Genomic DNA, 11935 nt, shown 5'->3' on the forward strand with positions numbered 1-11935 from the left:
GTCTTTACGTGTTTGATCGTATTTCTTGCGCCGGATAGGGCGCCTAGGGACGGCGGCGAAGTTGGGCTTCAATACTAAGTAGGGTGGCTATCCGTTGCCCCTCCCCAGGGTCAAGGGGGCTTTGGGTTCGGGTTAGGCCGCGGCACAGGGCCGCCCAGACTGCGGTGAGGCATAAAAGCCCCAGCTTCAGCCGAGGCAGGGGGGCGCGAATCTGTGCCATGCGCTGCCGCAGCGCGCGCGCAAAGAGACGCCGTTGCCAGCCTTCGGGCAGCTGACAGGACTGACCATCCGCCTGCAACCGGGCAGTCAGTTGATCAAGCGAGCGCACAAAGGCGGCGGTAGTCCGACCAGGGGCATACTGTGCCAGCGCCGCGTCAGATTGGTTCACATCGCAGCCGGGCTGCGCAAAATACAGCGCCTTTGGCGCCAAAAGCGCCGCCTGAAGGGCCAGTTGCCATCCCGGCAAGGTGCCAGTGCCAAAGCCAAGCCCGGCCTGAATAAGAAAGGCACGGCGATAGAGCTTTGGGGAAATCTGGCCATCCAGGGCCAGGGCCAGTTCGGGGGAAAACGCAAAATCAGCGGCGGCCAGCGGCTGCAAGATCTGCGCATCATCGCAATAGATGGCGGCGTGATAGGTGCCGCCCTCTAGTCCCAGACGATAGGCTGAAACGGCAAAATCCGCCTCTGCTGCCAGCATTCCATCCACCCAGTCGTGCAGGGCCATTTCGCCCAATACATCCCCCGGCACAAGGAAGTTGACGTAGCGGCCGCGCGCCGCCGCAAGCCCGGCGGTGCAGGCGGCGGCGATCCCTGTCTCGGTGTGGCGCAGAACGCGCGCCTCTGGGTGGCCGGCCGCAACGAGGCTTGCCTGGGTTTCGGCCTGCTTGGTGTTGCACAGGATCAGGATCTCGCGCCCCGGTGCCCCCTGTTTTGCCAGCGCGTTCAGGCTGATTTCCAGCAGACCCGTATCGCTGCCAGACCAGGGAAGCACCACGCTCAGCGGTAGGATGCCAGTCATTTCGATACCCCAGGCCGCCGAGATATGCGGGTCCCAGTCCGGGCAATAGCGCAGCCCGTGGTGGTCTAGATATCTGGCACAGGCGTCGGCATAGCGGGCACGGCGTTCGGGCACGCGCAGGGCAGTGCTGCGTTCAAACAGCAGGCGGCTGGCGATCTGTTCAAAGGCGGCATCAGCCTCCGCGCGTGGTGCGGTGGCCATCAGGGCCTTGATGCGATCCAGCACCGGGAATTGTTCAAACACCCGGTCGCTGTCGCTGCCCGTTATCTGCCCCTCGCGGGCGCGGGTCTGCAGGTAGAGCGGCGCTTCGATATGCAGCAGGTGATCACTGCGCGCGGCGGCCTGGTAATAGAATTCGTGATCCTCGAACCAGGTCCCTTCACGAAAGCGCAGGTCCGCGATCAAGCTGCGGCGGTACAATTTGTTCCAGGCCGAAGGAAAGTGAACAATCGCCTGCTGCCACGTGGTCAGCGGGTAGGTCCTGCGCAGGCCAGAGCTGTGCCGCGCGGCCTGGCCGTGAATGGCGGAATGGTCACTGTGGCTGCCATCGGGAAAGCAAAAGCGAATACCGCAGGACACCCAGTCGGCGCCAGTGTCCTCAAGCGCCTGCCACAGCTGCGACAGATAGTCCGGGGCCAGTTGGTCATCACTGTCGAGAAAAGCAATGTAATCCGCCTGTGCCAGATCCAGCCCGGTGTTGCGCGCCCCCGACAGCCCCTTGTTGGGCTGTTGCACCAGTCGAAACCGCGGGTCCTGTGCGATGGCCTTGCGCGCCACGTCGGCGCTGTTGTCAGTGGAGCCGTCGTCGATCACCAGGGCTTCGAAATCGCACAGGTCTTGCGCTCGAAGGCTGCGAATGCAGGCCGCCACATGGTCTTCGACGTTATAGACCGGCAGGATGACCGAAATTAGCGGCTTTGGCGTGGAGCTTGGCATTCAGCAGGTTATCTTTTCAAAAGGACCAGGGGGAACCTAGAAACTGCTTTCGTATAGCAAAGGTAGGGGGGCTGTCATCAACCCTGTGGCAACCTGGGCAGAGACCCGCTGCGTACAGGGCGTGGTGGCGTCAAAACAGGCAAACCCAAAAGAAAAGAGGGCGTTCCCGCCCTCTTGCCTTGGTATGCTGCGCCGTATTGCCCGATTGGGTCGACGTTTGATTTACAGGCTGGCCTGCAGTGCGGCCACCACGGCATCGCCCATCTCGCTGGTCGAGATCGGATCAACACCCTCTTCGCCCAGCAGATCTGCGGTGCGTGCGCCATCGGCCAGCACTTTTTCAATGGCGCTTTCCAGCCGGTCAGCCTCATCACCCATGTCAAAGCTGTAGCGCAGCGCCATGGCAAAGCTGAGGATACAGGCGATCGGGTTGGCTTTGCCCTGACCTGCGATATCAGGCGCCGATCCGTGTACGGGTTCATACATCGCCTTGGGGCGACCATTGGCCATGGGGGCGCCGAGGCTGGCAGAAGGCAACATGCCCAGGCTGCCGGTCAGCATCGCGGCGCAGTCGGACAGGATGTCGCCAAACAGGTTGTCAGTCAGGATCACGTCGAATTGCTTGGGGGCCCGCACCAGCTGCATGGCGCCGTTATCGGCATACATATGCGACAGCTCGACCTCGGGGTAGTCCTGGCCCACGCGGGTGGTGACCTCGCGCCACAGGATGCCGCTCTCCATCACATTGGCCTTCTCCATCGAGCAGACTTTTTTGTTGCGACGCATCGCCAGTTCAAAGGCAGAGCGGGCGGCGCGTTCGATTTCGGACTCGGTATACCGCTGTGTGTTGATGCCGACGCGCTCGTTGCCTTCTTCAAAGATACCACGGGGTTCGCCAAAATACACGCCCGAGGTCAGTTCGCGCAGGATCATGATGTCGAGGCCGGCAACGATGTCACGCTTGAGCGAGGAGAAATCTGCCAGCGCGTCAAAGCACTGCGCCGGGCGCAGATTGGCATAGAGATCCATTTCCTTGCGCAGGCGCAGCAGGCCTCGCTCGGGCTTGACGCTGAAATCCAGGTTGTCATAGGCGGGGCCGCCAACCGCGCCAAGCAGAACCGCGTCTACCTCTTGCGCCTTGGCCATGGTCTCATCCGCGAGGGGCACACCGTGCTTGTCATAGGCCGCACCGCCGACCAGATCTTCGCTCACATCGAACTGAATGCTGCGGGCCTCACCAAACCAGGTGATGACTTTGCGTACCTCGGTCATGACCTCGGGGCCGATGCCGTCGCCGGGCAGAATCAGAATCGATGGATTGGACATGTGTGCCTCCTAAAAATCAGTTGGGATTGGCCTACCTCTCTGTGGCTGCGGGGTCAATAACAGGGGACGTTTCGGGAGGCTGAGGCGTTGATTTTTGGGTGTTTTGCAACGCCTTTGCCAAGAGGGACCAGACCCGCCGGATGCGGGGCGTCTCTCGCATCGCGCGGTGAGTGGTCAGCCAGACGGGCAGGGGCGGGATGTCAACGCCAAGGGACAGCTCTTCGATGCCGGGATCGGCGTGGGCAACCGCAGTTTGGCAAAACCCGATGCCGCAGCCCGCCCGCACCAACTGCCAATAGGTCGCCTGATTGTCACAGCGCAGGGCAAAGGCGGTGCGCTCGACCTGCCAGCCGATGGCTTGCATGCTGCGAAGGATCAGATCGTTGCTGTCGTAGCCCACCAGGTCATGCTGCCACAGGTCCTCGGCGCTTTTCGGACGGCCCCGCCTGTCGAGGTAGGATTTGGCAGCAAAGATCCCCAGCGGCCAATCGGTGACATGCTGGGTGATCACATCAAGCTGGCTGGGGCGGTACATGCGCAGGGCAATGTCGGCGGCGCGATACAGCAGGTTCTCGCTGGCATCTGTCGGCACCAGTTCCAGTTCTATCTGCGGCTCGGCGATGCGAATTTCGGCAAGGATGGGTGGCAGCAGATAATGGGCGGCAAAGACGCTGGCGGTGATGCGGACCGTGCCGACCAGCGCTTCGGATTGGCCCGCCGCCTGCAGCGACAGGTGGTACATCTGCTGCTGCATCTCGCGTGCCATTGGCAGCAGGGCGGTGCCAGCGGTTGACAGCTGCACCCCGCGGGGATGGCGTTCAAACAGTTGCTGGCTAAGCTGCGCCTCAAGGCTTTGTATATGGCGTCCCAGTGTGGGCTGGCTGCGCCCCAGCTGCCGGGCTGCCGCGGATAGCGACCCGTGATCTGCAACGGCAAGGAAGCTCTGGATCAGAGACCAATCGGTGATTTTTGTGGCATCCATTCAATAATGAATGGCAGATCAGAATCTTTTGGCAATGTTTAGTTTGTTTTGAATGGGTGAAAGTGCCTGCAGGAGATTTAAACAGGAGACAAGAGGATGACACAGGTTGCACTCATTTTAGGGGCCTCGGGCCGGTTTGGCCGGTCAGCGGCAGAGGCTTTTGCACGGGCTGGCTGGCAGGTGCGGCGCTTTCAGCGGGGGACGCAGGACCTGGCTGAGGCGGCAAGCGGCGTGCAGGTTATCGTCAATGGCTGGAACCCGGCCTACCCGGACTGGGCGGCGCAGGTGCCAGTGCTGCATCGGCAGGTGATCGCTGTGGCCGAGGCCAGTGGTGCGACGGTGATTGTGCCGGGCAATGTCTATGTGTTTGGGCCGCAGACCCCGTCACCCTGGTGTGAAAACAGCCCGCATGCGGCGCAAAACCCGCTGGGGCGCATTCGCATTGAGATGGAGAAGGCCTACCGGGCCTCCAGTGCCCAGGTGATCGTGCTGCGAGCTGGAGATTTTCTGGATACCGAAGCTTCGGGGAATTGGTTTGATACCATGATCACCGCCAAGCTGCACAAAGGGAAATTCAGTTATCCTGGGCGATCGGATATTGCCCATGCCTGGGCCTACCTGCCGGATGTCGCCCGCGCCGCAGTTGGCTTGGCCGAAATCCGGGCCAGTCTGCCGCGCTATCTGGATGTGCCTTTTGCGGGCTATACCCTGTCGGGGCAAGAGATGCTGTCAGCGATTAACAGACATCTGCGCCAACCCGCCCGGCTGCGGCAGATGTCATGGCTGCCGCTGCTGCTGGCCCGCCCTTTCTGGCCCATGGGGCGATGCCTGCTAGAGATGCGCTATCTATGGAATACACCCCACAGCCTGTCGGGGGATCTGCTGCAACAGCTCTTGCCAGATTTCCGCGACACGCCACTGTGTCAGGCCCTGCCGCAGTGCCTGCCAGAGGCGCTTTTGTCGGATCCCGGGCCTGCGCCGCTGGGCAAAGATCTGGCGGTTTGACCCGGCAATTGGGCTAGTCCAGGGTGATATCAACCCAGACCAGCCTGTGGCGGCTGGCCGTTGCGGCAGCAGAGACTGCACCGTCGGGCCAGACCACTCCGCCGCCGGTAACCTGCCAGTCGCGAGATGGCAGCACGTAGTCCACCCGCATACGGCGTTCATCGCCCCAATCGACAGTCTTTGTGCCCGCCTGTGACGAGGCCGGGCGCGGATCCTGCAGCCTGGGGTCTTGCAGCAGGGCAGCAATGGCCGCGCGGTTGCCATCGCCGGTGTCGGGATCCAGATTGGTGCCGCCGACCAGGACAAAGGCCTGTGTTGGTGGCGGCCCAAGCGTGCTTGGCAACTGCCCATCCAGAAACCGCTGCCAGAGGAGGATTTCATCCGCGTTGCGCAGCCCGTTTCGATCTTCGGGGCCATCAAACAGCGGTGGCGCGGCCTGAAAGCTGAGCAGGGTCAGCCGGGTCTCTGCATCCAGGGCGATTGGCAGGACCCAGTGCGCGGTCGAGGACAGGCGTTGGATGGCCTGGGCCTGGGGGGATGGAAAGGCACTGCCATCGGGGTGTCGTGGCAGGGTGGCTCCGGGTATATCGCGCCACAACAGCGGCGTCAGGTCGCTGATCTCTTCGGTTCGGATGGGGTATCTGGACAGCACTGCAATGCCGCCGCGTCCGGTGTAATTGCCATAGCCCTGGGAATCGCCGGCGCCGCCGCGCCGCTGATCGCCGTCCAGATCCAAGGGAGTGGCAAGGCCCGCATTGGGTTGCTGGGCAAAGAGATGCGGATAGGGCGCGCCAGCTGCGGCGAGACGCTGCTCCAGCGCCTTTAGCGCCAGATTGTCATAATCCCAGTCAATCCCCTGCAGCGCCAGAATATCGGGCCGGGTGGCTGCGATAACGGCGACCACTGCGGCGATCTGGGGATCCTTGCCCCGGTTGATATCGCGTAGCAGCAGGCCGGGGCCGGGTCGAGAGAGTTCGGTGTTGAAGGTTGCAATCCGCAGGCTGCCGGGGGCAGGCGCAGGGGCAGGGTCTGTTTGCGGGTCAGCCAGCAGTGTCGGGGGGAACAATAGGGGCAACAGGAGCTGCAGAAACCGCAAGATAGAGAGGGCGCTCTCTGCTGAAGGGCGCATCACACGGCCTGTAGCGTTTCGGCATGGGCATAGGCCGCCCGTCGTTTCTGCGCGATCAGCTCTGCAACACGCAGAAAGGCCAGGCCACGCATGATCATCGACACAGGGATAAAGGCCCAGGCGGCAACCAGCCAGATCAGCATCTGGGGTGTCGTCAGATGCGTAACATCGATAAGGCCGGATATCAGCTTGATACCGGCAGGAATGGCAAAGGGCAGCAAAATCCCCATGATAATATTGATGCGGCCATCACGCTGCAGCCGGGCAACCACATCGCCGCCCGTGGTCGGGTCAAACAGTGGCAGGTTCACCCAGACGTTGAAGGCCCCATTGGCAACGGGCCAGTTTCCCAGACGGATGGCCAGCACAAAGCCCAACACAGTCAGTCCGGCGACGAGATAGGCAATGCTGGCCGCGCTGCGCATCAGCTGCAGGGTCTCGCTTGCGGTGTCCAGCGGCAGCATCAACACGGTCAACTGCACCGGGGAATAACTGAAATCCAGCGCCGCGCCCAGGTGGGTTCCGAAGGCTTGCACCAGCGCGGTCAGCCCGGTGGGGTCCAGCGCATGGCGGGTCAGCAGGCTTAGTAGGCCGACCATGGCAAAGACTGCAATATAGCGCATTCGGTTCAGCGGTGGAGCTTCGCGGAATTCTACAAAGCTGGGATAATTGGAAAAATACTCGGCAAAGGTCAAAGCTCCGCCCAGGATCGCCATCAGGGCGATGATCTCTGGAGATTCTGTGGCAGAAACCGGCAAGAGCAGCGATGGCATTACAATCAGCAATGCAACCAATACCCCGCGGGTTGCTGCGCCTGTTATGCGAGCAAACACTGCTTATTTTCCCTTTCAAACTGGACTGGACGGTACTTTGCCGTGCCTTTGTTCCAACTTGATGCACTCTGGAACTCAGAATGCGCGCCTCAATTTCGCCCTATTTGTGCATGGATTGGCCGCAGGGCTCAAGTTTGCATTGATGCGAAATTCACTTTCGCTCTGCAAACCTCCCGGTCTGGTGCCGGAATGCATCAATATTCCCCTGTCGAAACAGTGGGTTTTGATGTGGTTACTATATCTAGTGTCTGTTTTGCCGCCGTCACCAAGCCCATCGGCGCGGCTGGCAGTGGCGATGAAATGTGGCGTCTTTGTGTCAAATTGACCTCAGCAAGGTGGAATCACCAGTTGGGGTGATGATCGGACGACAGGGGCGTGGCCTGGCACGAAAAAACCCGCCCCAGAGCGCAGGGGCGGGTTTGGTCTGTGTTATTTGGCCAGGGGGCAGGGCCGGTGCATTAGGCCCGGCACCTGATTACCGTCCTCAGACCCAGGGGCGTTCCTGGGCCATCTTGCCTTCATAGCTCTGGACTGCTGCCTGCTTTTGCAGGGTCTGGCCGATGTCATCCAGCCCTTCCAGCAGGCACTGCTTTTTAAAGGCGTCGACGTTGAACTTGATGACTTCACCATCTGAGGTGGTGATTTCCTGGGCTTCCAGATCAACGGTCATACGGGCGTTTTCGCCGCGTTCTGCATCTGCCATCAGCAGGTCGACTTGTTCTTGTGGCAGAACAATCGGCAGGATGCCGTTCTTGAAGCAGTTGCTGAAGAAGATATCGGCGAAGGAGGTCGAGACCACACATTTGATACCAAAATCCGCAATTGCCCAGGGCGCGTGTTCGCGTGAAGAGCCGCAGCCGAAGTTGTCACCCGCAACGAGGATTTCTGCGTTGCGATACTGCGGTTTGTTCAGCACAAAATCGGGAATTTCCGATCCATCACGATTGTAGCGCATCTCATCGAATAGGTTCTTGCCAAAGCCGGTGCGCTGAATGCTCTTCAGAAACGCCTTTGGAATGATCATGTCGGTGTCGATGTTGACCAGCGGCATGGGGGCCGCAACGCCGGTGAGTTTTTCAAATTTGTCCATTACCAGACTCCTAGATTTCGCCCCACAAGACCGTGGGTGCCCCGCACATGGCGGGGAAGATCCGTGCGCTGGGGGCAGGCTGTGTGTCAGCCCCAGCGTGGTTATGGCGGCCCCTTTGGTCTGCCGGGCGAAACGCCCTGACCGGGATTAGGCCGCCCTTATTTCTTTTTGTACGACGCGGAGGAAAAGCGCGGCAAACAGCAGGCCAAAGCCGTTGAACAGCATTTCAACGCCCAGCAAGATGCCAATCAGGTTCAGCAGGGATGCAGGTTCCGCCGCAGCGTTGGTCCAGATTACTCCGGCCAGAAGCAGCGATAGAATGCCCGAAATCAGGGTCGGCCAGTAATACGCGGTGCCGCGCATCTGGAACGACAGGTAGATCCGGGCAAGCCCCCCGACGATGAACAGGATCAGCACCAGAACCGATAGCGAAATGGTGCCTTGCAGCGGATTGGAAATGAACGACCAGCCAAGAAACAGCAGGACAGCCCCCATCAGGATGGAGGCAATCTTGCTGGGGGTGCCTTCGACCGAAAGCCCACCTGCGATCTGCAAGCCGCCGCTGATCAGCAGCAAAATGCCGGTGATTGCGGTGACCGCGATAGAGGCCACAACCGGGGCACCCAAGATGAACACCCCAAAGATGATGGACAAGATCCCCATCAACAACAGTTTTTGCCAATCGTTCATGACGCTTTCCTTCTCAAATTGCTAAATCTGAGATCAACCTACAGCATATTTCGGATATCTGTCAGCTTTCCTGTGAGCGCAGCCGCGGCGGCCATGGCTGGCGATACCAGATGGGTGCGTCCCTTGTAGCCCTGACGGCCCTCAAAGTTGCGGTTGGATGTGGCGGCGCAGCGCTCACCTTCCGACAACTGATCCGGGTTCATCGCCAGACACATGGAACAGCCCGCGAGGCGCCATTCAAAACCTGCCTGTTCAAAGATTTCGGCCAGGCCTTCTTGTTCGGCCTGGGCCCGCACCAGGCCAGAGCCGGGTACAATCATGGCGCGCAGGCCATCCTTGATCTTTTTGCCTTTGACCACTTCGGCCACGGCGCGCAGGTCTTCGATCCGGCCATTGGTGCAAGAGCCGATGAACACGGTGTCGATTTCAATATCGGTGAGCTTCTGCCCAGGGGTCAGCCCCATATATTCGATCGCGCGTCGCGCCGCTTCAATCTTGCCACCCTTAAAGTCGTCGGGGTGCGGGACAACGCCTGTGATCGGCAAAACGTCCTCGGGCGAGGTGCCCCAGGTCACAACTGGCTGGATGTCTTCGCCGCGCAGGGTGACGACCTTGTCAAAATGGGCGCCTTCATCGGTGAAAAGAGTTTTCCACCAGTTCAGAGCAGCTTCCCATTGGGCGCCTTTGGGCGCATGGGGGCGGCCATTGACGTAGGCATAGGTGGTTTCATCCGGCGCAATAAGGCCCGCACGGGCACCGCCTTCGATGGCCATGTTGCAGACGGTCATGCGCCCTTCCATTGACAGATCGCGGATCGCTTCGCCGCAGTATTCGATGACATAACCGGTGCCGCCGCCGGTGCCGGTTTCACCGATCACGGCGAGAGTGATGTCCTTGGCGGTGACGCCGGGGTTCAGCTTGCCGGTGATTTCCACCTTCATGTTGAGCGATTTTTTCTGGATCAGCGTCTGGGTCGCAAGAACATGCTCCACCTCAGATGTGCCGATGCCATGCGCCAAGGCACCAAAGGCCCCATGGGTGGCGGTGTGGCTGTCACCACAGACCACGGTCATGCCGGGCAGGGTCCAGCCCTGTTCGGGGCCGACGATATGCACGATGCCCTGACGGACATCTGATACTGGGTAATAATGCACGCCAAATTCGCGGGCGTTCTTATCCAGGGCTTCGACCTGGATGCGGCTTTCTGCAGTCATCTGTGCAGGATCGTTGCGGCCCTCCGTGGTGGGCACGTTGTGATCGGGCACCGCGATGGTCTTGTCCGGCGCATGCACGGTACGGCCGGCCAGACGCAGACCTTCAAAGGCCTGCGGGCTGGTCACTTCGTGGACCAGGTGGCGGTCGATATAAAGAAGGCAGGTGCCATCCTCTGCTTCATGCGCGACATGCGCATCCCAGATCTTGTCATAGAGCGTTTTGGGGGACATGTGTCCTCTCCCGTATTTTCAGGTGTGTGTAGCTGGCGTAGGGCGTGGGCTGCCGATTATAGGCGTGCCAGGACCGTGCGGGCGGCGCCATAGAATCGCTCGCGCAGGCGGGCGCGATCTTGCAATTCGATATTCTGGGCCAATACGAGGGTCATGCAGATCAGATACAGGCGGGCGGGCGTGCGATCAAGGGCACGCAGGGCGCGATCGGCGCAATCTGCCAATCTTTCCTTTCGAAACCTTGTAAATATGGTGCCTTCCCTCTTTCGGTGGCGGCGCAGATCAGGCAGAGAGTGTCGATGATTCGACTCCCGTTGCTGCTTTCATTGAAATGCGGCGCGGGAATTGCTATTTTTAGCACATCCCCAGCGCCGGGGGAGGGTCGGCGCGCCTTACTGGAGGACAGTGTTCTGTCGACCGAACCTCACGCGGCCCCTGCCGCTGATAGCGAGGCAGCCGAGAGTGCTGCCAAGAGCCGCCCAACCAATGTGGAGTTGCTGGAGCGGATCCTGAGCTCCCTTGACGAAGACAAGGCCGAAGATGTTGTGCAGATCGATCTGCGCGGCAAGACGGCGATTGCCGATTTTATGGTGATTGCTACCGGTCGTTCCAGCCGTCAGGTGGCTGCAATTTCCGAAAAGCTGGCTGATCGGCTGAAGCATGAATATGGTATTCTCAGCAAGATCGAAGGCCGTGATACTGGCGATTGGGTGCTGCTTGATACCGGTGACGTGATTGTTCACCTGTTCCGCCCAGAAGTGCGCGAATTCTACCAGATCGAAAAGCTCTGGCAGTCGGGCATGACCCCAGGCCAGGGTGAGGCCTAAACGGACCAAAGGTCTGATCCAATGCAACGCGGTGGCGCCTGACCTTTCGGCGTCATCTCTTTCTCTTCGCGCTGCGATCTTGTCCAAACGGTCCATCGGGCCGCGTCTTGGGCCGGGCGCATAGTTGGGGCAGGCGGTGCGAGGGCAGGGCCGAACAGAGGTGCTTTTCTGATGCGTCTTCACATCTGCGCGGTTGGACGACTGCGCGCTGGTCCCGAAAAATCCCTGATTGACGACTATCTCAGCCGCTTTGACCGCACCGGTCGGGCGCTGGGCCTGGGCCCTGCGCGCCTGATAGAGGTCGAGGACAAGAAAAACGCCGGTATGGGGGCCGAAGCCAGCCTGCTGCGCAGGGCCCTGCCCAAGGGCGCAGTGATCTGTACTCTGGATGAACGGGGCAAGCTTATGAGCTCGCCTGATTTTGCCAAGCGCCTGGGCGATTGGCGCGATACCGGGCGGCACGATCTGGCACTGATTATCGGCGGTGCCGATGGCATTGATCCTGCACTGCGAGCTGAGGCCGATTTTTCGATCTCGTTTGGCAAGATGGTCTGGCCGCATATGCTGGTGCGGGTAATGCTGGCGGAACAGATCTACCGCGCCGCCACCATCCTGTCCGGCAGCCCCTATCATCGCAGCTGACAGGGGCTGATG

At 60.5% G+C, this 11935-nt stretch carries 12 protein-coding genes; 3 read left to right on the plus strand and 9 right to left on the minus strand.

The annotated features are described in order from the left end of the window. Positions 1-43: 43 nt before the first annotated feature. The 3 genes from LRK71_RS09015 to LRK71_RS09025 form a co-directional block, all read right to left on the minus strand. Entirely contained in the window at positions 44-1954 is a 1911-nt protein-coding gene (locus LRK71_RS09015) for a glycosyltransferase family 2 protein (protein ID WP_232402777.1), read from the minus strand. 222 nt (positions 1955-2176) lie between these two features. Next, positions 2177-3280: a 3-isopropylmalate dehydrogenase gene (gene leuB, locus LRK71_RS09020; protein ID WP_232402778.1), complete on the minus strand. Its 1104-nt coding sequence runs from the start codon at positions 3278-3280 to the stop codon at positions 2177-2179. A 31-nt stretch (positions 3281-3311) separates the two neighbouring features. Beyond that, positions 3312-4262 carry a LysR family transcriptional regulator gene (locus LRK71_RS09025; protein WP_232402780.1) on the minus strand — a complete coding sequence of 317 codons (951 nt, stop codon included), beginning with the start codon at positions 4260-4262 and terminating at the stop codon, positions 3312-3314. A 96-nt stretch (positions 4263-4358) separates the two neighbouring features. On the opposite strand from LRK71_RS09025, the gene LRK71_RS09030 reads away from it, so the two are divergent. Next, positions 4359-5267: a sugar nucleotide-binding protein gene (locus LRK71_RS09030; RefSeq protein ID WP_232402782.1), complete on the plus strand. Its 909-nt coding sequence runs from the start codon at positions 4359-4361 to the stop codon at positions 5265-5267. Between the two features lie 13 nt (positions 5268-5280). Here the strand turns inward: LRK71_RS09030 and LRK71_RS09035 are convergent, their stop codons facing one another. From LRK71_RS09035 to LRK71_RS09060, 6 genes are all read right to left on the minus strand, one after another. Next, positions 5281-6396: an endonuclease/exonuclease/phosphatase family protein gene (locus tag LRK71_RS09035; protein WP_408635991.1), complete on the minus strand. Its 1116-nt coding sequence runs from the start codon at positions 6394-6396 to the stop codon at positions 5281-5283. Then, positions 6396-7229 (minus strand): hypothetical protein, encoded by an 834-nt coding sequence (locus LRK71_RS09040; RefSeq protein ID WP_232402783.1) that lies wholly within the window; start codon positions 7227-7229, stop codon positions 6396-6398. The genes LRK71_RS09035 and LRK71_RS09040 overlap by 1 nt, the downstream gene beginning before the upstream one ends. Before the next feature lie 484 nt (positions 7230-7713). Continuing rightward, the gene (leuD, locus tag LRK71_RS09045) at positions 7714-8319 is read right to left on the minus strand and encodes a 3-isopropylmalate dehydratase small subunit (RefSeq protein ID WP_232402784.1); all 606 of its coding nucleotides are present in this window, start codon (positions 8317-8319) and stop codon (positions 7714-7716) included. Between the two features lie 147 nt (positions 8320-8466). Beyond that, positions 8467-9009: an HdeD family acid-resistance protein gene (locus tag LRK71_RS09050; RefSeq protein WP_232402785.1), complete on the minus strand. Its 543-nt coding sequence runs from the start codon at positions 9007-9009 to the stop codon at positions 8467-8469. A gap of 38 nt (positions 9010-9047) precedes the next feature. Beyond that, positions 9048-10454 carry a 3-isopropylmalate dehydratase large subunit gene (leuC, locus tag LRK71_RS09055; RefSeq protein WP_232402786.1) on the minus strand — a complete coding sequence of 469 codons (1407 nt, stop codon included), beginning with the start codon at positions 10452-10454 and terminating at the stop codon, positions 9048-9050. 56 nt (positions 10455-10510) lie between these two features. Next, complete coding sequence (locus LRK71_RS09060) at positions 10511-10678, minus strand: isopropylmalate isomerase (protein WP_232402787.1); 168 nt, start codon at positions 10676-10678, stop codon at positions 10511-10513. A gap of 186 nt (positions 10679-10864) precedes the next feature. On the opposite strand from LRK71_RS09060, the gene rsfS reads away from it, so the two are divergent. Beyond that, on the plus strand, positions 10865-11281 hold the full coding sequence (gene rsfS / locus LRK71_RS09065) for a ribosome silencing factor (protein WP_232403400.1): 417 nt from the start codon (positions 10865-10867) through the stop codon (positions 11279-11281). A gap of 171 nt (positions 11282-11452) precedes the next feature. After that, positions 11453-11923 (plus strand): 23S rRNA (pseudouridine(1915)-N(3))-methyltransferase RlmH, encoded by a 471-nt coding sequence (gene rlmH / locus LRK71_RS09070; protein ID WP_232402788.1) that lies wholly within the window; start codon positions 11453-11455, stop codon positions 11921-11923. The last annotated feature ends 12 nt before the right edge of the window (positions 11924-11935 follow it).

The sequence above is a fragment of the Pseudophaeobacter flagellatus genome, assembly GCF_021228235.1.
GTDB classification, from domain to species: Bacteria; Pseudomonadota; Alphaproteobacteria; order Rhodobacterales; family Rhodobacteraceae; genus Pseudophaeobacter; species Pseudophaeobacter flagellatus.

Coding starts and splice junctions, on each gene's coding strand:
- LRK71_RS09015 (WP_232402777.1), bottom strand. CDS start 1,954: ATGCCAAGCTCCACGCCAAAGCCGCTAATTTCGGTCATCCTGCCGGTC.
- leuB (WP_232402778.1), bottom strand. CDS start 3,280: ATGTCCAATCCATCGATTCTGATTCTGCCCGGCGACGGCATCGGCCCC.
- LRK71_RS09025 (WP_232402780.1), bottom strand. CDS start 4,262: ATGGATGCCACAAAAATCACCGATTGGTCTCTGATCCAGAGCTTCCTT.
- LRK71_RS09030 (WP_232402782.1), top strand. CDS start 4,359: ATGACACAGGTTGCACTCATTTTAGGGGCCTCGGGCCGGTTTGGCCGG.
- LRK71_RS09035 (WP_408635991.1), bottom strand. CDS start 6,396: ATGCGCCCTTCAGCAGAGAGCGCCCTCTCTATCTTGCGGTTTCTGCAG.
- leuD (WP_232402784.1), bottom strand. CDS start 8,319: ATGGACAAATTTGAAAAACTCACCGGCGTTGCGGCCCCCATGCCGCTG.
- LRK71_RS09050 (WP_232402785.1), bottom strand. CDS start 9,009: ATGAACGATTGGCAAAAACTGTTGTTGATGGGGATCTTGTCCATCATC.
- leuC (WP_232402786.1), bottom strand. CDS start 10,454: ATGTCCCCCAAAACGCTCTATGACAAGATCTGGGATGCGCATGTCGCG.
- rlmH (WP_232402788.1), top strand. CDS start 11,453: ATGCGTCTTCACATCTGCGCGGTTGGACGACTGCGCGCTGGTCCCGAA.